At 71.7% G+C, this 20,488-nt stretch carries 19 protein-coding genes; 16 read left to right on the forward strand and 3 right to left on the reverse strand.

The window, feature by feature from the left end:
- Positions 1-24: 24 nt before the first annotated feature.
- The 12 genes from FBZ33_RS11495 to FBZ33_RS11550 are packed head-to-tail and all read left to right on the forward strand — an operon-like array spanning position 25 to position 12,165.
- On the forward strand, positions 25-1,449 hold the full coding sequence (locus tag FBZ33_RS11495; RefSeq protein ID WP_141909018.1) for a phenylacetate--CoA ligase family protein: 1,425 nt from the start codon (positions 25-27) through the stop codon (positions 1,447-1,449).
- Positions 1,433-2,077 carry a prephenate dehydratase gene (locus FBZ33_RS11500; RefSeq protein WP_255508814.1) on the forward strand — a complete coding sequence of 215 codons (645 nt, stop codon included), beginning with the start codon at positions 1,433-1,435 and terminating at the stop codon, positions 2,075-2,077. The genes FBZ33_RS11495 and FBZ33_RS11500 overlap by 17 nt, the downstream gene beginning before the upstream one ends.
- Positions 2,078-2,128: 51 nt before the next feature.
- Positions 2,129-3,418: an amidohydrolase family protein gene (locus FBZ33_RS11505; protein ID WP_255508815.1), complete on the forward strand. Its 1,290-nt coding sequence runs from the start codon at positions 2,129-2,131 to the stop codon at positions 3,416-3,418.
- On the forward strand, positions 3,418-4,707 hold the full coding sequence (locus tag FBZ33_RS11510) for an MFS transporter (protein WP_141909020.1): 1,290 nt from the start codon (positions 3,418-3,420) through the stop codon (positions 4,705-4,707). Before FBZ33_RS11505 ends, FBZ33_RS11510 begins: the two co-directional genes overlap by 1 nt.
- Positions 4,704-5,483 (forward strand): B3/4 domain-containing protein, encoded by a 780-nt coding sequence (locus FBZ33_RS11515; protein WP_141909021.1) that lies wholly within the window; start codon positions 4,704-4,706, stop codon positions 5,481-5,483. Before FBZ33_RS11510 ends, FBZ33_RS11515 begins: the two co-directional genes overlap by 4 nt.
- A complete protein-coding gene (locus tag FBZ33_RS11520; protein WP_141909022.1) occupies positions 5,480-6,715 on the forward strand; it encodes an ATP-grasp domain-containing protein in 1,236 nt (411 codons plus the stop codon). Before FBZ33_RS11515 ends, FBZ33_RS11520 begins: the two co-directional genes overlap by 4 nt.
- The gene (locus FBZ33_RS11525; RefSeq protein ID WP_141909023.1) at positions 6,706-7,926 is read left to right on the forward strand and encodes an MFS transporter; all 1,221 of its coding nucleotides are present in this window, start codon (positions 6,706-6,708) and stop codon (positions 7,924-7,926) included. Before FBZ33_RS11520 ends, FBZ33_RS11525 begins: the two co-directional genes overlap by 10 nt.
- A gap of 21 nt (positions 7,927-7,947) precedes the next feature.
- A complete protein-coding gene (locus tag FBZ33_RS11530; RefSeq protein WP_088947740.1) occupies positions 7,948-9,252 on the forward strand; it encodes a TrpB-like pyridoxal phosphate-dependent enzyme in 1,305 nt (434 codons plus the stop codon).
- 58 nt (positions 9,253-9,310) lie between these two features.
- On the forward strand, positions 9,311-10,009 hold the full coding sequence (locus FBZ33_RS11535) for a flavodoxin family protein (RefSeq protein ID WP_099852523.1): 699 nt from the start codon (positions 9,311-9,313) through the stop codon (positions 10,007-10,009).
- Positions 9,999-10,346 (forward strand): cupin domain-containing protein, encoded by a 348-nt coding sequence (locus tag FBZ33_RS11540; protein WP_088947742.1) that lies wholly within the window; start codon positions 9,999-10,001, stop codon positions 10,344-10,346. The genes FBZ33_RS11535 and FBZ33_RS11540 overlap by 11 nt, the downstream gene beginning before the upstream one ends.
- Complete coding sequence (locus FBZ33_RS11545) at positions 10,343-10,711, forward strand: chorismate mutase (RefSeq protein WP_141909024.1); 369 nt, start codon at positions 10,343-10,345, stop codon at positions 10,709-10,711. The genes FBZ33_RS11540 and FBZ33_RS11545 overlap by 4 nt, the downstream gene beginning before the upstream one ends.
- Positions 10,708-12,165 carry a UbiD family decarboxylase gene (locus FBZ33_RS11550; protein WP_141909025.1) on the forward strand — a complete coding sequence of 486 codons (1,458 nt, stop codon included), beginning with the start codon at positions 10,708-10,710 and terminating at the stop codon, positions 12,163-12,165. Before FBZ33_RS11545 ends, FBZ33_RS11550 begins: the two co-directional genes overlap by 4 nt.
- Here FBZ33_RS11550 and FBZ33_RS11555 read toward each other — a convergent pair.
- Together FBZ33_RS11555 and FBZ33_RS11560 are read right to left on the reverse strand one after the other, a co-directional pair.
- Positions 12,110-13,624 carry a PLP-dependent aminotransferase family protein gene (locus FBZ33_RS11555; RefSeq protein ID WP_141909026.1) on the reverse strand — a complete coding sequence of 505 codons (1,515 nt, stop codon included), beginning with the start codon at positions 13,622-13,624 and terminating at the stop codon, positions 12,110-12,112. The two genes, FBZ33_RS11550 and FBZ33_RS11555, sit on opposite strands and share 56 nt — an antisense overlap.
- 95 nt (positions 13,625-13,719) lie before the next feature.
- Positions 13,720-14,193, reverse strand: coding sequence for a hypothetical protein (locus tag FBZ33_RS11560; RefSeq protein ID WP_141909027.1), 474 nt, complete (start codon positions 14,191-14,193; stop codon positions 13,720-13,722).
- A 438-nt stretch (positions 14,194-14,631) separates the two neighbouring features.
- Between FBZ33_RS11560 and FBZ33_RS11565 the strand changes: the two genes are divergently transcribed.
- Complete coding sequence (locus FBZ33_RS11565) at positions 14,632-17,628, forward strand: glycoside hydrolase N-terminal domain-containing protein (RefSeq protein WP_141909028.1); 2,997 nt, start codon at positions 14,632-14,634, stop codon at positions 17,626-17,628.
- A 206-nt stretch (positions 17,629-17,834) separates the two neighbouring features.
- Positions 17,835-18,602: a trans-aconitate 2-methyltransferase gene (locus FBZ33_RS11570; protein ID WP_141909029.1), complete on the forward strand. Its 768-nt coding sequence runs from the start codon at positions 17,835-17,837 to the stop codon at positions 18,600-18,602.
- A 13-nt stretch (positions 18,603-18,615) separates the two neighbouring features.
- Here FBZ33_RS11570 and FBZ33_RS11575 read toward each other — a convergent pair whose 3' ends face one another.
- Positions 18,616-19,329: a hypothetical protein gene (locus FBZ33_RS11575; RefSeq protein WP_141909030.1), complete on the reverse strand. Its 714-nt coding sequence runs from the start codon at positions 19,327-19,329 to the stop codon at positions 18,616-18,618.
- Here FBZ33_RS11575 and FBZ33_RS11580 point away from each other — a divergent pair.
- Positions 19,328-19,870 (forward strand): VOC family protein, encoded by a 543-nt coding sequence (locus tag FBZ33_RS11580; protein WP_255508816.1) that lies wholly within the window; start codon positions 19,328-19,330, stop codon positions 19,868-19,870. The genes FBZ33_RS11575 and FBZ33_RS11580 overlap by 2 nt on opposite strands.
- 48 nt (positions 19,871-19,918) lie before the next feature.
- Positions 19,919-20,362: an OsmC family protein gene (locus FBZ33_RS11585; RefSeq protein ID WP_141909031.1), complete on the forward strand. Its 444-nt coding sequence runs from the start codon at positions 19,919-19,921 to the stop codon at positions 20,360-20,362.
- Positions 20,363-20,488: the final 126 nt, after the last annotated feature.

A 20,488-nucleotide genomic window follows, 5' to 3' on the forward strand; every position in this document is an offset into this window, starting at 1 on the left:
CTCACCCCTGGAGAGGATCCGACCATGTGGCTTCCGACCACCGGCCCGGCGGCGGACTTCGCCGCCGACTACCTGGCCCTGCACCAGGCCTTCTACGACCGCACCCTCGACACCGCCGACCTGGAGGCCTGGCGGGCACGACAGCTGCGCACGGTGCTCGACCAGGTGTCCACCGGCTCGCCGTTCTACGCCCGTCACCTGGCCGACGTCGACCTCGCCACGATCACGCCGGCGACCCTCGACCGGCTGCCCTTCACCACGAAGACGCACCTGCGCCAGGAGATGCTCGACGTGCTCAGCCGGCCGCTGTCCGAGGGCGTCTTCTTCTACGAGACGACCGGCACGACCGGCCGGGCGACCCCGTGTCCCCGCGACGGCCGGGAGGTGGTGGCCAGCAACGCCCACGTCACCGAGTCCTGGGCGTCGATCTTCCGGCACCACTTCGGCGACCGCGCGCCCCGGATCGGGTTGATGGGGCCGACCGAGGTGCACTCCTTCGGCGACACCCTCGGTGACGTCGCGCGCAACGTCGGCTCGCTGAACGCGAAGATCTGGCCGTACTCGCCGGTGATCGGGTTCGCCAAGGCGTTGCAGCTCATGAAGGACCTTGAGCTGGAGGTCATCTGCTGCACGCCGGGCGTGGCCATGATGCTCGCCAAGGCGGCCGAACACTACGGCTACCGGCTGCGCGAGGACTTCGCCGTCAAGCTGCTCTTCGTCACCGGCGAGATGTGCACCCCGGCGCTGGCCCGCAACCTGGAGTCCGTCTGGGGCGCGGACGTCTACAACATCCTGTACGGCTCGCAGGAGGCGTTCGTCATCGCCACCGCCTGCCGCAACAAGCGGATGCACCTCTCCCAGACCAACTACCTCGTCGAGGTGGTGGACCCGGAGACCGGCGTGTCGCACGGTTCGCGTGGCAGCGGGGAACTCACCGTCACCATGCTGATCGACGGGGTGAAGCCGCTGGTCCGTTACCGCACGGGCGACGCGGTGATCACCGAGTCGTCGGACTGCGACTGCGAGATGGCCGGCGACCTGGTGCAGATCGTGGGCCGCACCCTGGACCGGATCGAGCTGGGCGGTCGACGTTTCACCGCCGGGCAGATCGAGATGGCCGTCCTGACCGGGGTCGTCGGCTCGGGCGGATACCAGGTGGTGATCGACCACGACCCGAGCGGTGGCGGAGACCGGCTGACGGTCCGCCTGGAACTGCTCAAGGACCTCGTCGACGACCCCGGCGGGATCGCCGACGGCGTCCGGCAGCGGGCCGCCGCCGCGCTCGGCGTACCGGTCGAGGTGGAGCTGACCGACGGGCTCGACCCGATCACGAGCACCGGCGCCTTCGTGAGTTGGAAGGCCGCCCGGATCGTCGACCGGCGCGTCGAGGTCGACCACGAGACCCGGGTGGCGCAGCGGATGGCGGGCAACCGTGGCTACACCACCTGAGACGGCCGCGGACGAGTGGGTGCCGGCGCTGCCCGGCCCGCTCGCCGAGGCGTACGGGCGGCGCTGGCGCGCCGTGGTGGACCGGTGGGCGAGCCGGCCCGGCACGACGTTGGCCACCCTGGGCCCGCCCGGGACGTCCAGCCACCTGACGGCGGCCTTCCTCGCCGAGCGGCACGGGCTGCGCCTCGAGCTGTCCGACACCTTCGACGCGGTGCTCGCGGCGCTTGTGGACCGCCGGGTCGACCAGGCCCTCGTGCCGAGCGCGTACCAGGGGCTCACCCGCTTCCACTGGCACCGCGACCTGCGGCTGGACGCGTACTTCGCGCAGGCCACCCCGGAGTACGGCATCGCGGCCGACCCGGACCGCGAGCCGCCCGCCGGTCAGCTCGCGGTGGCCGCCCTCTGGGAGGTCCGGCGGCTCTTCACCGACCTCGCGCCACCCGCCCTGCGGGACCGCCCGATGCGGTGGGTCGACGCCGACTCCACCCAGCACGCCGCGGAGATCCTCGCCGCCGGCGGCGCCGACCTGGCGGTGACCAACGCGCCCGGAGTCCACCGCCACGCGTTGCGGTGGGTGGCCCGCCGCCCGGGCGCCGAGATCGTGTGGACCCTGTTCGGCCACCGCTAGAGCCACCGTCGGCTCTCCTGCCCCGACACCGAGAGAACCGGAGTGATCGTCGTGTCCCGACGTACGTTGCTGCACCGCGCCACGGTCCAGGAAGGACTGGGGGTGGCGTCCCGCCCGCACCACAGCGTGCTGCTCGACGGCGAGCGGATCGTCGCGGTGCTGCCCGAGGCGCAGGCCCCGCTGCATGACCCGGACGTGGACGTCCTCGACCTCGACGGCCGGACGGTCATGCCGGGCATGACGCTGGGCCACACCCACATCGCGTACCTGAACGTGCTCGACGGTCGGGAGATGCTCTTCAAGTACACGATCCCGGAGGTCACCCTCGGCGCCGCCGCCAACGCCGCCGACATGCTCCGGCTGGGCTACACCGCCTTCGTCGGTGCCGGCTCGGTGGCCGGCATCGACATGGCCCTGCGCCGGGCGATCGACGCCGGCCGGCTGCCCGGCCCACGGATCACCCCGTGCAGCCGGGACCTGATGGTGTCCGGCCCGCCGGAGCGCCGCAACCCGGGGGTCAAGCAACGCATCCCGAGCGACCTGATGCGGCTGGCCGACACCCCGGAAGAGCTGATCGAGTACGTCGACACCGAGGTCGCCCAGGGCGCGGAGATCATCAAGGTCTTCTCCACCGGCGACGACACCTTCCCCAACGGTCGATCGCACGAGCTGCTCTTCACCGCCGAGGAGCTGGTGATCGCGGCCCGGGCGGCGCACCGGCGGGGAGTCCGGATCCGGGCGCACTCGCGGGGGCTGGCCGGCATCCGCAACGCCATCGCCGCCGGGGTCGACGTGATCGACCATGCCACGTACGCCGACGACGCGGCCCTGGAGGCGATCGCCGAGCGGGGCATCTTCGTGGTGCCGAGCCTGCATCAGCCGTACCGGCTGCTCACCACCGGCACCCGGTACGGCAAGACCCCGGAATACCTGGAGACCCTCGAATTCCAGGCCGAGGTGGAGAACACCCTGCGCATCCTGCCGCTGATGGTGCAGATGGGCATCCCGATCGTGGCCGGCGACGACTTCGGCTTCGCGTGGACCCCGCACGGCCGCTACGCCGAGGAGCTGGAGACGTACGTGACCATGGCCGGCATTCCCGCCCCGGTGGTGCTGACCTGGGCCACCGCCAACGGCGCACGGCTCGCGGGTCGCGGCGACGACGCGGGCACTGTGCAGCCGGGGCGGCTGGCCGACCTGGTGGTCACCGACGGGGACCCGGCCGAGGACATCACGGTGCTGGGCCGGCCGGAGGCGATCGAACTGGTGCTGCTGGGCGGCCGGGTGGTCGCCGGCTACGCCACCCGTTACCGCGCCGGGCAGCCGGCGGGAGTGGCGTGATGCGCCGGAGCGTGCCGGTCGTGCCGCTGCTCGCCGTGGGCGCCTTCGCCATCGGCACCGACACCTTCGTCGTCGCCGGTGTGCTCCCCGAGGTGGCCCGTACGCTGCGGGTCAGCGTCGCCTCCGCCGGCTGGGTGAGCACCGTCTTCGCCCTGGCGTACGCGGTCGCCGCTCCGGTGCTCGGCGCCCTGACCGGCCGGTTGGAGCGGCGTACCGTGCTGGTGGTCTCGCTGGTCGGGTTCACAGTGGGCAACGTCGCCTCCGCGCTGGCGCCCGACCTGCCGCTGCTGCTGCTGGCCCGGGTCCTCACGGCGGTCAGCGCCGCGCTCTACATCCCCGCCGCCACCGCGTCGGCGGCCGCGCTGGCCCCGCCCGAGCGGCGCGGCCGGGCCATGGCCGTCGTGCTCGGCGGCCTCTCCGCGGCCACCGTGGCCGGGGTGCCGTTCGGCACCTGGCTCGCCGCCGACCTTCAGTGGCGCGCCACCTTCTGGCTGCTCGCCGCCATCGGTGCCGCCTGCGCGGTCGCGGTGACCGTCGGCCTGCCGGCGCTGACCCTGCCGCCCGGCCCGTCGCTGGCCGCCCGGCTCGCCCCGGCACGCGACCGTGGGGTCGGGTTGGCGGTGCTCACCACCGCGCTCTTCATGACCGGCGGCTACCTCGCGCTGACGTACGTCGGGGCGCTGCTCGCGCCGGCCACCGACGGCGACGGAACCCTGCTCGCGGTGCTGCTGCTGGTCTTCGGTGTGCCGGCGGTCGCCGGCACCGTGCTCGGCGGACGGGCCACCGACCGGTGGGGTGGCGTGCCGGTGCTGCTCGTCTCGGTCACCGGGCTCGCCCTGGTCCTGGCCACGCTGCCACTGACCCGGCAGGCGCTGCTGCCGGCCGCGCTGGCCATGGCGGCGTGGGGCATCACGGCGATGGCCACCCAGCCGGCCCAGCAACACCGGCTCTTCACTGTCGCGCCCAGCTCCGGGCCGCTGCTGCTCTCCCTCAACTCGTCGGCCACGTTCGTGGGCATCGCCCTCGGCGGCTTCCTCGGCAACCGGCTGCTGCGACACGGCGGCACGGACGCCCTCGACCTGCTCGGGCCGGTCGGCGCGGCACTCTGCGTGCTGGCGCTGGGCACCACGCTGCTCGGTGCCCGGGCCCGTGCCGGCCGTCGCGACGAGCAGCCTCCGACCGCCGGATTGGCCTCACCGGATCACCCCGGATTGGCCACACCCGGTGGTCGTCGCGCTGCGTACGGTCGGACCGACAATCGGACCCGAACCACGCGAGGATCACGATGACCCAGCTCAGCGACGGTGCGGACACCCTCACCGTGCGCATCGACGACCGGGTGTTGACCGCAGTGCCGGACTACGTGCTCGGCGTGATCGCCATACCGGCGATCGAGGTCGCCCCGGCGCCTCCCGCCGTGTCGGCACTGCTGACCGCCGCCGAGGACGCGCTGCACGCGGCAGGCCTGGACAAGGCGGGGGTGGCGGAGCTGCCGGGCATCGCCGCGTGGCGGGAGGCGTACCGGGCGGTGGGGGTGAACCCCAACCGGTTCCCGTGCGCCGCCGAGTCGATCGCCCGGCGGGTCGCCAAGGGTGACCGGCTGCCCCGGATCAACGCCCTGGTCGACCTCTGCAACGCGGTGTCGCTCGGTGCGGCGCTGCCGGTGGCCTCGTGCGCTGTCGACGGCCTCGCCGACCTCGTCGTCCGGCCGGCCGACGGCACCGAGACCTACCTCCCGCTCGGCACGCCCGAGGCGCCGGAGCAGCCCGAGCCGGGCGAGGTCGTCTACGCCGACGCCGACGGGCGGGCCCACTCGCGCCGCTGGAACTGGCGGCAGGGCCACCTGGTCCGCACCGATCTGGGCCGACACCGGCTGCTGCTCACCGTCGAGTCGGCCCACCCCGGAGGCCGGGCCGAGGTGACGGACGCGCTGGCCCGGCTCGCCGCCGCCCTCGACGAGCTGTCCGACGACACGCGGCAGGAGGCGGTGCTCGACGGCGCGACGACCAGCGCCGTCCTTCGCACCGCGGGCCCGGTCGCCAGCGACAGTGGGAGCCGATCGTGAACCGCGCGATCCTGGTGATCTACCGACCGGCGGCAGGCCGGTACGCGGCCCAGTTCCGCAGCGTGGTCGCCGCCGCCACCGAGCTGGGCGTGGCGACCGTCGCGCTGCTGCCGACCGGGCAGCCGGCCGCCGACGCCGCTGGTCTGCCCTGCTATCACGCCGACCTCGACGACTCCGAGGCTGTCCGCTCGGCGGTCACGACGATCCTCGCCGCGCACGCGGTGGAGCGCATCTTCCCGCTCTTCGAAGGCGACGTGCTCACCGCCGCGCGCTGCCGCCGAGACCACGGCATCGCAGGGCTCGACCCGGAGCAGGCGCTGGCCTTCCGGGACAAGAACGTGATGCACCGCCGGGCCGTCGAGCTGGGCGTGCCGGTGGCCCGCTCGTGCCGCCCCGAGACGGTGGGCGCGGTCGCCGAGTTCGCCGCCGAGGTGGGCTGGCCGGTGGTCATCAAGCCGTACGCGGGCTGGGCCTGCGGGGACACCCACCGGGTGGACTCCACCGAGGACCTGGCCCGGGTCTGGCCGCTGGTCGCCGACGACCGGCACGACTACCGGGTGGAGGAGTACGTCCGGGGCGCCGAATACCACGTCGACTCGCTGCTGCGCGACGGCGAGGTGGTCTTCGAGCAGCTGTCCCGCTACACGTACTCGGTGCTGGAGTTCCGCGACGAGCCCGGCGGCACTGTCTCCCGCAAGCACGACCTGACCCCGGCGGAGCGGCGCATCCTGACCGCCAGCGCCACGGTGCTGAGCGGCTTCGGGATGCGTACCGGGGTGGCGCACGTGGAGTTCTTCCTGCGCGACGACGGCGCGCTGGTGTTCGGCGAGGCGGCCGCCCGGGCCGGCGGTGGCTCGATCGTCCCCGCCATCCAGGCCGGGCGGGGCATCAACCTGGCGGGGGAGTGGTGCCGGCTGGAGCTGGACCCGGGGCACGTGCCGGCGACCACCCTCGGCCCGGAGATCGGCACCGAATACCTCTGCTCCGACCGGTACGGCCGGATCACCGCGATCACCACCGCCGAGGAGCTGCGGGCGCTCGACTCGGTGCTCGACGCGGACGTGTGGAAGACCGTCGGGGACGTGCTCGCCGTGCCGACCGCCTCCAACGACGTGCTCGGCTGGTACGTCTGCGAGGGCCGCGACTTCGACGACGTACGCGCCCGGTTCAAGGTCATCCGGGACGCCTTCGAGGTGCTCACCGAGCCGGCCGGTGATCCGTCATGTGGCTGAGCAGGTTCCGGGCCCTGCCGCGCCCCCTGCGGATGCTGGTCTACGCCTCGTTCATCAACCGGGCCGGGATGTTCGTCTTCCCGCTGCTCGCGGTCTACCTGGTGCAGAGCCGACACCTCAGCACCGGCGAGGCGGGTGTGCTGATCTCCGTGGGCAGCACCGGCCTGCTCGCCGGCAGCCTGCTCAGCGGCCCGGTCTGCGCCCGGGCCGGTCGACGTGCCGCGCTGGTGTCGAGCCTGCTGCTCAACGCGGTCGGCTACCTGGGCCTCGCAGTGCTCGACGGTCCGACCTGGACGTACGCGGCACTGCTCTTCGTCGCGCTGGTCGGAATGGGGATGTTCGCCCCGGCGGCGAACACGCTGATCGCCGACCTGACCCAACCCGAACAGCGCCCTTTCGCGTACACGGTCAGCTACCTGGCCAACAATCTCGGCATGGGCGTCGGCCCGCTGCTCGGCGGGTTCGCGGCGGCCTACTCCTACCAGCTGATGTTCGCCGGGAACATCCTGCTCGGCCTGCTCGCGGCGGCCACCATCTGGCTCTTCGTACCGGCGGACACCCGGCGGGTGCCGACGGCCTCGCCGGCCGGCACCACCCGTCGGGCCAGCCTGCTGCGGGACATCGACGTGGCGGTGCTGGTGGTGGTCTCGATCTGTTTCGTCGCGCCGCTGATCGGCCTGGAATACACGCTGCCCCTCGCGGTCACCACAGTGCTGCACTCGTCGGTGGCGGTGGTCGGTGCCGTCTACACCATCAACAGCGTGGTCGTGGTCAGTGCCAGTCTGCTGATCGAGAAGCGGATGAAGGCGTACTCGACCCGGGCCCTGCTGATCACGGCGGGCCTGCTCTGGTCGACCGGGATGGCCATCCTGGTCTTCGCGTTCTCGCTGCCCGCCGTGCTGCTGTCGACAGTGGTCTGGACCCTCGGGGAGATCATCGCCTCGGTGGTGATTCCGACCTACATCGCCGACCACGTCCAGGAGCACCGGGTCGGCAGCTTCATGGCGCTGAACGGTTTCGTGCTCAGCTCCGCCCGGCTGGTCGTGCCGATGGGCCTCGGCTTCGTCTGGCAGGCCGGTGGGCACCGCCCCGTCCTCCTCCTGCTCCTGCTGACCCCGGTGGTCGGCGTGGTCGCGTTCGCAGTGCTGCGGATCCGACCGGCTGCCCGGCCCGTGCCGACGCCCGCCGAGCCGGCCACCGCCAGTTCCTGACACCCACCCCTGGAAGAGGCCATGACCGCGACGAAGTTCGTGCTGCCCGACAGTGACATCCCGACGACCTGGTACAACGTGGTCCCCGATCTGCCCAAGGGTCTGCCCCCGATGCTCCACCCCGGCACCCGGGAGCCGATCACGCCGGCGGACCTCGAACCGCTCTTCGCCAGCGGCATGATCGAGCAGGAGTTCTCCACCGAGCGGGAAGTGGACATCCCCGGGCCGGTGCTCGACATCTACCGGCAGTGGCGGCCCAGCCCGCTCGTGCGGGCCCGTCGCCTGGAGCAGGCCCTCGGCACGCCGGCCCGGATCTACTTCAAGTACGAGGGGGTCAGCCCCGCCGGCAGCCACAAACCGAACACCGCGGTCCCGCAGGCGTACTACAGCAAGCAGGACGGCGTGCAGCGGCTGACCACTGAGACCGGCGCCGGCCAGTGGGGCAGCTCGCTGTCGATGGCCTGCGCATACTTCGGCCTCGACTGCGAGGTCTTCATGGTGCGGGTCAGCTACGACCAGAAGCCGTACCGGCGGGGCCTGATGGAGACGTTCGGCGCGTCGGTCACCGCGAGCCCGAGCGACCGTACCGGGGCGGGCCGGGCGGCCCTCGCCGCCGACCCGGAGTCCAGTGGCAGCCTCGGCCTGGCCATCTCCGAGGCGGTGGAGGCGGCGATGCACAGCGGCGGCGCCGCCAAGTACGCCCTCGGTTCGGTGCTCAACCTGGTGCTGATGCACCAGACGATCATCGGCCAGGAGGCGCTGCTCCAGTTGGCGATGGCCGACGACTACCCGGACATCGTGATCGGCGCGGCCGGCGGTGGCTCCAACTTCGCCGGGTTGGCCCTGCCGATCCTGCGCCGGCAGTGGGGCGGCGGCCCGACGGTGCGGTTCATCGCGGCGGAGCCGGCCTCCTGCCCGTCTTTGACCCAGGGCAGTTACGACTATGACTTCGGCGACACCGCCGGGCTCACCCCGCTGACCAAGATGCACACCCTGGGCCACGACTTCCACCCGCCGGCGATCCACGCCGGCGGGCTGCGCTACCACGGCATGGCGCCGATCGTGAGCGCGTTACGGGAGATCGACCTGATCGAGGCGCGGGCGGTGCCGCAGACCGCGTGCTTCGAGGCGGGCGTGCTGTTCGCCCGCAGCGAGGGGATCGTGCCGGCGCCGGAGTCCACCCACGCGGTCCGGGTCGCGGTGGACGAGGCGATCCACTGCCGGGAGACGGGCGAGTCGAAGGCGATCGTCTTCTCCCTGTCCGGGCACGGCCACTTCGACATGCAGGCCTACATCGACTACTTCGCCGGAAAGCTGACGGACTGACCTCGCAGGGGGTGGGCGCCGTGCGGCGCTCACCCCCTGCCTCGCACCGGGGGTTAATGTGCACAGCGAAGCAGGGACCATCCTCGCCATCAACGGATCGGAACGGGTCGGCGGCAACACCGACCACGCCATCGCGTACGCGGGTCGGCTGATCGCCGAGCGCGGTGCGATCCTGCGCACCATCCAGCTACGTGAGCACCGGATCTCGCCGTGCAGCCCGTGCGGCGACTGCAACAGCCGTACAGTGCCCTGCCAGCTGGACGACGACGTCCCGGCCCTGGTGGAGCAGATGACCAACGCCGACGGGCTGATCTACGCGGCCCCGGTGCACGGCTTCGGCCTGGCCCACCTCATGCAGGTCTTCATCGAGCGTGCGGGCGTCGGCTACCTGCGGTTCACCCGTCCGTTGGCGGACAAGGTGGGCGGCATCATCGTCACCGGACGGCGCTACAGCGATTCCTCCGTACACAACCAGATCGTCAACAACCTGCTGCTCAACCGGATGATCCTGGTGGGCAGCGGGTTCCCCGTCCTGCTGCGCAACACCACCGGCACGCCCGGCCTGACCGACCCCGAGGGCATCGACGCGTTGGAGCGGATGGTGCACCGGATGCTCGACATGGTGCAGCTGCTCAAGCGACACCAGCGGGTCGACGGCGACCCGGTGCTTCCGCGCCGGGACCGCAACGAGCGCGTTCCGCGGCCCCGCCGCAACGAATCCGTCCAGACCAGAGGAGATATCGAGAATGTCCACTGAGCAGGTTGCCGCGCCGGTCGGCATCGACTTCCCGGCCACCGAGTGGGAGAGGTGGGACAAGCCGGGGGCCGAGGGGCGCGTCAAGATCTCGTACGTCGGTGGGCAGCGTCTGCGCCTGCTGGAGCTGCCGCCCGGCTTCGACGAGCAGCACTGGTGCCTGCGGGGGCACACCGGTTACGTCCTGCAGGGCGAGTTCACCATCCACTTCCGGGACCGGTCGGTGCCGTGCCGCCCCGGGATGGGCTTCGTCATCCCCGACGACGAGGAGCACCGGTCCCAGGGCAGCGACGCCGAGCCCACCGTCGTTTTCGTGGTCGACCAGGTTCCCCAACCGTGAGCGACCAGCACCGGAGCACCGCGCCGGCCGGCTCCCCGCCGGCCGGTGCCGCCGCCGGCCCGGCCCGGATCGCCGAGCTGCGCGGTGCCATCGACGGGCTCGACCAGCGGATCATCGCCCTGCTGGCCGAGCGCACCCGGGTGGTGCAGGAGCTGACCGCGCACAAGACGGACGAGGCGACCGTCCGGTCACCCGACCGGGTGCGGCAGGTGCTCGACCGGGTGCACGACCTGGCCAGCCGGCACGGCATGCCGCCCGAGGTGGCGGTCGGCACCTACCGCGCCCTCATCGACGAGCTGACCCGGATGCAGCTCGACATGCTGGCCGCCCGTCGCGCCGCGGCGCCGCTGGTGGACGAGCGATGAGCCGCCCGCCCGTCGACCTGCGGCACGCCCTGGCCACCCTCGACCCGCTCCCCGGCGAGCTGGTCCGGGTCGCCAGGGAGCTGCCGGCCCGGTACGGCGTCTCCGCCCACTACGCGCGCTGGGCCGGCGCGCCCGCCGCCCCGCCCACCGGCGCCGGCCCGGCAGTGCTCTTCGACCGGGTACGCCCCGACCACGGCCCGACCCGGGCGGTGCTGATGGGCCTGTATGGCACCCGCCGACGCGCCGCCGGCCTGCTCGGCTGCACACCGGCCGAGTTGCCGCACCGGCTGCTCGACGCGGTCGCCGCGCCCCGCCCGCCGGTGCCCGCACCCGACCCGGCCCGCTGGCCTCGCGAGACGCTGCCGGTGGATCTGACCGCGCTGCCGGTGCCGGTGCTCACCGACGAGGACGCCGGGCCCTACCTGACCCTCGGCGCGGTGCTCGCCACCGACCCGGACACCGGGGTCCGCAACCTGTCCGTGCACCGGATGTGCGTGCAGGGTCCGGACACGCTGACCATCTGGATGGTGCCCGGACGGGACCTGGAGCTCGCGCACCAGGCCGCGCTGCGCCGGGGGAGCCCGTTGCCGGTGGCCATCCACCTCGGCCTGTGCCCGGCGGTGCTGCTCTCCTCCTGCTGCCCGACCTCACTGGTGCCACCGGACCTCGACGAGCTGGCGGTGGCCGGTGCTCTCGCCGGGCAGCCGGTGGAGCTGCTGCCCTGCCGCACCGTGGACACCGAGTTCATCGCGCACGCCGAGTACGTCATCGAGGGGGAGCTGCTGGCCGACCGGGCACCGGAGAGCCGGCACGGCACTGTCGCCACACCGGAGTTCCTCGGCTACCAGGGCCGGGCGCACCCCTCGTTGCCGTTGATCCGGGTCACCGGGATCACCGCCCGGGAGAGCCCGATCCTGCAGGCGGTGTCCGGCCCCGGGCACGAGCAGTCGGTGCTGCTCGGCTTCGGGATGGAGGCCGCGGTGCTGGACCTGTTGCGCCGTCGGGGCACGCCGGCGCTGGCCGCGCACTGTCACACCGCAGGTGGCGGTCAGCTCATGGTGGTGCTCCAGTGGCCGGCGAAGCGCGGCCCGGAGGACGACGTGGCGGTACGCGTCGCCGCCGAGGCCGTGCTGGAGCAGTTCCGGATGGCCAAGCTGGTGCTGTGCGTGGGCGACGACGTCGACATCGAGTCCGATCAGGACCTGTGGTGGGCGATGGTCACCCGCTTCCAGGCCGACCAGGACCTGCACGTGCTGCCGGACCGGGAGGGTTTTCCACTCGACCCGAGCCAGCACACCGGCTACTCCCCGTCGCTCTCGGCCGACGGTCGGACGGCGAAGGCGGTCTTCGACTGCACAGTGCCGTACGCCCAGCGCGCCCGGTTCCAGCGGCCCCGGTTCACCGAGCCGTCACTTCCCGCACCGCGGCGGCCAGCAGCGCCACACCTTCGGTGATCCGGGCGGTGGGCAGCGCCGCGTACCCGATCAGGAAGGTCGGCTCGGCCGGCGACCGGGTGACGAAGTAGCCCGAGGCCGGGTAGATCCGGACGCCCCGCGCGGCGGCGGCGCGCACGATCGCCGCCTCGTCGGCGTCGGGCGCGCCGCCCAGGGTCACCAGCACGTGCAGTCCGGCCGCCGTGCCGGAGATCCGCACTCCCGCGCCGAAGTGTTCGTAGAGCGCCTCCAGCAGCCGGGCGCGTCGCTGCCGGTAGAGGCGGTCCATCCGGCCGATGTGCCGGGCGTACGCGCCGGAGGAGATGAACTCGGCCAGTGCCTCCTGGGTCAGCGTCGCGGTCAGCCGGTCGGTGATCCACTTGACGCCGAGGAAGGGTCGGACGAGGTGCGGCGGCAGCACCGCGTAGCCGATGCGCAGCGAGGGGAAGAGGGTCTTGCTGAAGCTGCCGACGTAGACGACGTCCGCGTCCTGCGGGTCGGCGGCCAGCGACGGCAGCCGCTCCTCGGCGAAGGTGAACTCGTTGTGGTAGTCGTCCTCCAGCACCGTGGCCGCGTGTTCGCGGGCCCAGCGCAGCAGCGCTCGTCGCCGCCGCTCGGACATGATGAACCCGGTCGGGAACTGGTGCGACGGGGTGACGTAGATCAGGCGTACCCGGGCCGGGTCGAGGCCGTGCGCGCGGACCTGGGAGTCGATGTCGTCGACCCGTAGGCCCTCCTCGTCGACAGCGACCGGCACGACCGCGGCCCGTGAGTAGCCGAAGATCTGCCGCAGCACCGTGTGGCTCGGGTCCTCGATGATCACCACGTCGTCGGGGCCGACGAGCAACCGGACCAGGATGTCCATGGCCTGGGTGGCGCCGCTGGTCACGACCGTGTGTTCACGCGGGGCGTCGAGTGCCCGGCTGCGCCGCAGCAGCGCGCTGATCTGGGCACGCAGCGTCGGGGAGCCCTCGGCCGGGCCGTATCCCAGCGCCACCGCGTCGGCCCGACTCACCGCCTCGGTGAGCGACTGTCGCCACCGGGTCACCGGGAAGCTGGCCAGCGCCGGGGTGCCGTGCCGGAAGTCGTACGTCCCGTCCGGCCGGTGCATCGGCGCTGGCTCCCAGGGCTTCCACAGTGGGCTGCCCGCGTCGGTGGGCAGCGGGGGCTCCGGCCACAGGTGCGCGCGGGTGGCGGCGCGTTGGGCGGGTGGCGGCGTGTCGGTCAGCGCGTCACTGACCCGCGTGCCGGATCCGCGCCGCGAGGTGAGCACCCCGTTGGCCCGCAGCAGTTCGTACGCCCGGGTCACCACGGTCCGGGAGACCCTGAGCTGGTGCGCCAGCTCACGGCTCGGCGGCACCGGGTCGCCGGGACGCAGCCGACCGGTCCGGACGGACCCGCTGATCTGGTCGCAGAGCTGCTGCTGCAACGGCACCGAACTGGCGCGGTCCAGTGCGACGAGAAGCTGGGACGAACTCACCTGCGCACGCTCCCCCGATCGACGCCGGTGCCGAGTCTAGTCGCGCCACCCGCGTCCACCTCCGGTTCCCGCGGCGCGCCGGGCAGCCCGTGCGATCACTGGTCACGACAGCCGAGCTGGTCGCCGAGCTCGTTCGGGATGCCGAACGGGCTGCATTCGAGCGCGCTGCCCTCGCCCAGCTTCTTCCACCCACCGCCCGTGTACTCGAACACGAGCACACCGTCGCCCTGCATTCTCGGGTCGACAGCGATCACCCCGGCGGTCGCCCATCGACGTGCGCAGCTGATGTGATCCGGGTCGATCCGGTGGGTGTCGCCCAGCCCTGACGCCCGGTGCAGGGTGGCCGCGCTCACCGGACAGGCAGCCCGGGAGGTGGGTGTCGCGGGCGACGCGCTGCCGGTCGGCGAAACGCTGCCGGTCGGCGACGCGGCGGAGGAGGCGGGCGCGACGCTGGTCGCGGGCGGTGTGGTGTTTCCGCTGGCCAGCGGAGCGGCCGAGGTGGTGGTGCAGGCCGCCAGGCCCGCCAGTACGGTGATCGGCACCAGGGCACGCAGCGCTGTCGGTGTCATCAGGTCCTCCAGCCCAGCAGGGATGGGTCCCCCGATAGACGCCCTTCGGTCGGTCATGGTTGCGGCCGACAAGCCGGTCCGAGTGTCGGTGTTGTTTCTCGGCCCTGTCGGCTGCCGAGCAGGCGTACCCGCGTGCCCGGCACCCGGTCCAGTTTCTCGGCCGCTGCGGCGACGGCAGAGCCCGCGCGACGCACGAACACCACCGCGCCGACACTCGGCGTACATCTGATGTATGTGCGGTTGAAGTGGCCTTTCCGGGCTGGTCCGCGCCCGCCAACCACTGGCGGACCGTTCTCGACGCGCTGCTTGGGGCCCTGCCGATGGGCGCAGACGCTGCCGATTCCACCCATCGATCGACCATTGCCTATTCCGTCGCCTCGGAGTAACCTTCGCGAAACACATCGGATGTCTGACTGTCTAAGGCGTTTTGGAGGATCGATGTCCGACCTGACCCGACGGCAGGCCCTCAAAGTCGGCGCGGCCGGCGCGGGTGGCGCTCTGCTGCCGTTGCCCTGGACCGCCGCGGCCCGAGCAGACTCGGCCGCGCCTCCGCAGGTGCTGGCCGCCGGGGACCTCGCGCTCTGGTACGACGAGGGTGCCGGCACCGACTGGCTACGGGCGCTGCCGATCGGCAACGGGCGGCTCGGCGCCATGGTCTTCGGCAACGTCGACACGGAACGACTCCAGCTCAACGAGGACACCGTCTGGGCCGGTGGGCCGCACGACCCCAGCAACCCCAGGGGCGCCGGGGCGCTGGCGGAGATCCGGCGGCTGGTCAACGCGAACCAGTGGACCCAGGCCCAGGATCTGATCAACCAGACGATGATGGGCAACCCCGGCGGCCAGTTGGCCTACCAGACCGTCGGCAACCTCCGGCTCGCCTTCGGATCCGCCAGCGGGGCGTCCCAGTACGACCGGACGCTCGATCTCACCACCGCCACCGTCACCACGACGTACGTGCTCAACGGCGTCCGATACCAGCGTGAGGTCTTCGCCAGCGCGCCCGACCAGGTCATCGCGATGCGACTGACCGCCGACCGCAGCGGCTCGATCAGCTTCACGGCCACCTTCGACAGCCCGCAGCGCACGACGGTGTCCAGTCCGGACGGCAGCACGATCGGCCTCGACGGTGTCTCCGGCAACATGGAGGGCATCACCGGCGCGGTCCGCTTCCTCGCACTGGCCAACGCCACCGTCACCGGCGGTTCGGTGTCCAGCTCCGGTGGCACCCTGCGGGTCACGAACGCCACCAGCGTGGTCTTGCTGCTCTCCATCAGCTCCAGCTACGTCAACTACCGCAACGTCGGCGGCGACTACGGGGGCATCGCACGGCAGCGCCTCAGTGCCGCGCGGGGGAGCAGCTACGACCAGCTGCGCAGCCGGCACGTGGCCGACTACCAGGCGCTGTTCAACCGGGTCAGCCTGGATCTGGGCCGCACGTCCGCCGCCGACCAGACGACGGATGTCCGGATCGCCCAGCACAACAGCGTCAACGACCCGCAGTTCTCGGCGCTGCTGTTCCAGTACGGCCGGTACCTGCTGATCTCGTCGTCGCGGCCCGGCACCCAGCCGGCCAACCTCCAGGGCATCTGGAACGACTCGCTGGCCCCGTCGTGGGACTCGAAGTACACGATCAACGCCAACCTGCCGATGAACTACTGGCCGGCCAACACGACCAACCTCGCCGAGTGTCACAACCCGGTGTTTGCCATGATCAACGATCTGTCCGTGGCCGGGGCGCGGACCGCCCAGGTGCAGTACGGCGCCGGCGGCTGGGTCACCCATCACAACACCGACGCGTGGCGGGCCACCGCGGTGGTGGACGGCGCGTTCTGGGGCATGTGGCAGACCGGCGGCGCGTGGTTGGCCACGATGATCTGGGACCACTACCTGTTCAACGGTGACATCGAGTTCCTGCGGGCGAACTATCCAGCCATGAAGGGCGCGGCGCAGTTCTTCCTCAACACCCTGGTGACCGAGCCGACCCTCGGCTACCTGGTGACCAACCCGTCGAACTCACCGGAGCTCAGCCACCACGCGAACGCCAGCGTGTGCGCCGGCCCCACCATGGACAACCAGATCCTGCGGGACCTCTTCGACGGCTGCGCGCGGGCCAGCGAGATCCTCAACGTGGACAGCACCTTCCGGGCCCAGGTTCGGGCCACCCGGGACCGGCTCCCACCCATGAAGATCGGCTCGCGCGGCAACATCATGGAGTGGCTCTACGACTGGGTGGAGACCGAGCCCAACCACCGACACATCTCGCACCTGTACGGGCTGGCACCCAGCAACCAGATCACCAAGCGGGGCACCCCACAGCTGTTCGAGGCGGCCCGTCGGACCCTGGCGCTGCGCGGCGACGACGGAACGGGCTGGTCGCTGGCCTGGAAAATCAACTTCTGGGCGCGGATGGAGGAGGGCAAGCGGGCCCACGACCTGATCCGCTACCTCGCCACCACCGCCCGGCTCGCCCCCAACATGTTCGACCTGCACCCGCCGTTCCAGATCGACGGCAACTTCGGTGCCACCGCCGGCATCGCCGAGATGCTGCTACAGAGCCACGTCGGGGAACTGCACATCCTGCCCGCGTTGCCACCGGCCTGGCCGAGCGGGCGAGTCTCCGGTCTGCGGGGTCGGGGCGGGCATACGGTCGGCATCACGTGGAGCAACGGCCAGGCCACCGAGATCCTCGTCCGACCGGACCGCGCCGGCACCGTCCGCCTGCGCGCCCGGATCCTCACCGGCACCATCACCGTTGTCGACACCGGCGACGGTACGGCGGCGCGGGTCACCCGGATCGAGTCCGACCTGATCGAGATCACGGTGCAGGCGGGGCGCACCTACCGGGTCACCAGCTCCGGCGTGGCCACGCCCACGCTGGAGCAGAGCTTCAGCAACGTCGGCATCACCAGTGACAGCAACACCAACGTCGGGAACTTCGACGGTGGCGGGGCCTCGCTCTCCGCGCAGGCCCTGGCGCAGGTCGGCGCCAGCCAGGGTGGCACGGTGAGCCGCAACGGGGTCACCTTCCGCTGGCCCAACGTCGGCTCCGGTGTCGCCGACAACGCCATCGCCTCGGGCCAGTCCATTGGCGTGACCGGCACCGGCAGCACGCTCGGCTTCCTGCTGACCGGCACCTACGGCACGGTGTCGGGGACCGGCACGGTGGTCTACGCCGACGGCACCCGCCAGACGTTCACGCTGAGCACGCCCGACTGGTACGGCGGGCCGCACTCCGGGGGGACCGCCGCCATCGTGTCCGCCTACCAGAATCGGCCCAACAACCAGCGGCAGAACACCGCCGCCTGCATCTACTACGTGGGTGTCGCGCTGCAGACCAAGGCGGTGGCCTCGGTCGTGTTGCCCAACATCAGCGCGCGGCCCGCGGCTAACGTGCCGACCATGCACATCTTCGCCATCGCGATCGGCGGCTGAGGGCACCGGATCCCGCATCGAGGGCTCTGACGGCGCCGGATCCCGCATCGGGGGAGCGGGCCCGTCCCAACCGGGACGGGCCCGGCCGGTTGGGCGCCGACGCACCCCGCCCACCCCTGCCCCCGACCCCGGAAGTGGTGGAATACGACCGGTTTGCGGGGGGAAGATCGAGCATCGCCGACGTGAGTCGTGACAGGATTGTCGGCATGTCTGCTCGCGCACTGAGCTTCGGGATGGTGGCGGAACAATACGAGCGGTACCGGCCCGGTTACCCTGCCGAGCTTCTCGACCTGGTGCTGACGTACGCGGGTCGGCCGATTCGGACGGCCCTGGAGATTGGCGCCGGGACGGGCAAGGCGACCCGTCTGTTCACCGGACGGGAGGTGACGGTCACCGCGACCGAGCCGGACGGCGCCATGCTCGCCGAGCTGCGCAAGCACGTGCCAGCAGGCGTCCGGACCATGCAGGCCGCCTTCGAGGACCTGCGGCCCGGCGAGCGGTACGACCTGGTCTACGCGGCGGCGGCACTGCACTGGACGAAACCGGAGGGCCGATGGTCGACCATGGCCGCGCTGCTGGAGCCCGGCGGCGTGTTCGCCTCGTTCGGCGGGCCAACCCAGCTGGCTGATCCGGCGGTGGCGGACGCGGTCCGCGCCGCCCGGGCGCCCTTCCTGGAGAGCGACGAGGTCCCATCTCCCGATGGCACGCCCCCGGGGCATGCCATGCAGTGGCCGGGCACCGAGCTCCAACGCTCCGATTGGTTCGCCGACGTCCAGCAGATCGTGGTCGAGCGTCGCCTGACGATGAATGCGCGCGACTACGTCGGGCACCTGTCGACGATCTCGGCGTATCTCGAGCTGCCGACCTCGGAGCAGGAGCAGGTCTTCGGCCAGATCATGCGGATCCTGCCCGAGACGGTCGAGCTTTCCGCCGACATCGTCGTGCATCTCGCGCGTCGGCGCACCGAGCAGTAACGCCAATGGGCGTTCAGACCAGGAAGCTCTCTCGCATCCTCGCGCCCAGATTGATGCCCCCGACAGCGCGGGGCCCGGCCGGGTCGTGCACGCTGACGGTGTTGTTGCGCCGCATCAGCTCACGGACCGCGGGCGGCAGCCGGGGCGGGTCGTCCATCGCCGCGATGACCTGCCCGGCGCTCAGGATCAGTCGATCGGCCAGGGCCGCCGCGTCGGTGTCCACCCGCACCCGTCCGTACTCCCAGGCCGCGGTGGTGAGGTCGAGCACCTCGAACACGCGGGTCAGCAGCGGGTTCGGGTCGGTCACCCGGTCCAGCCGGGGCGCCTGGCTGCCGACCACCGTGACAGCGGCGGCCACCTGGGCGTACGGGTGGAAGCCGCACGGCAACGCGAACAGTGGCCAGCGCAGGGCGTGGCCGGCCTCCATCCACAGCGGCCGGTAGTTGCGGCGGTGCACCAGCAGTCGCCGGCCCGTCCGTCGGTGGATCTCCTGGGCCTGGGCCTGGAGGTCCGCGTGGGCCTCGTCGGCGACCTGGCTCACGATCCGGGCCGCCACCACCAGGCCGTCGTCGCTGTTGAGCGCCGCGGTCAGCGCCTCGACCTGCTCGGGGAACCGGACCTGTGCGTGGGTGCCGTACCGGGACTGGACGTCGCGGAGCAGCGCCTGCTGTCGTCCAGGGTCGAGCTGGACCCGCCTACCGCCCAGCAACCGCCGGAGCCAACGCATGTCGCCTCGTTTCAGCAGAGCCGTCGTGGACGGCGGCAATGCTAGTGCGTCGGGACTTCACCGGGTGCGGACGGGGTGGCTGACCGAGCCCGCGGGTCGTGTCGGCGACGACCGGCGACGCCGCGGCGTGCCACAGTGGTTCATGCCGCTGAGCAGGTATCACCTCAGAGCTTCGATCGCCGTCTCGGACATCGAGCGGGCCGTCGGGTTCTACGAAGGCACACTCGGCCTGCCGGTGCTGCGGTCCGGCCCCAGCGCCCATGTCGCCGGCGGCAGCCGCGTCTATGGTTCCGGCGGCGGGCCGGCACTCAACGTCTACCAGTCGGCCACCGCCGGGAAGACCCCGGCGACGCTGGCGACCTGGTACGTCGACGATCTCGACCAGACCGTCGACGAACTCGTCGCCTCCGGTGTCGAGTTCATCCGCTACGAGCAGCTGGAACACGACGCCAAGGGGATCACGCCTCGGGCCGGTGGTGGCCGCATCGCCTGGTTCCAGGATCCGGACGGCAACACCTTCGCCCTCGAAGCCGACACCTGATCCGGATCCGGTGTACGCCCCCGGGACGGCGTGGGTAGTTTTCCTGTCATGAGTGAGGACAGCTTCCGCTCGGTGCAGATCGAGCGCACCAGCGTGGGAAACTACGTCGCGCGCAACGTCCGCGGCGGGTCGATGTCGTTGGGCACGGGGGAGGACACCAGCTTCACGCCGGTGGAGTTGCTGCTGGCCGCCATCGCCGGCTGCACCGCGGTCGACGTGGACTACATCACCAGCCGCCGTGCCGAGCCGACCCAGTTCTCCGTCGAGGTCACCGGCGACAAGATCCGGGACGAGACCGGAGGCAACCGGATGCAGAACATCCGAGTCGAGTTCACCGTGACGTTCCCGGAGGGCGCGGACGGCGACCGGGCACGCGAGGCGCTGCCCCGTTCGCTGCAACAGTCGCACGATCGACTCTGCACTGTCTCCCGTACCGTCGAGCTTGGCTCTCCGGTCTCGATCGCCGAGACCGGCGGGTCCAGCGGAGACTGACCCGCTCTGGCAATCAGGTCGGTGCCGCCACCCTGACAATCAATTGACCTGCATCTACTTGTGGTTGATGCTGTGGGAGCGCTCCCGTAACATACCTGACGCGGCCTGTTAACGCTCACAAACCCA

Origin of the sequence: Micromonospora sp. A202 (assembly GCF_006715105.1) — a bacterium.
Lineage (GTDB): Bacteria > Actinomycetota > Actinomycetes > Mycobacteriales > Micromonosporaceae > Micromonospora > Micromonospora zamorensis.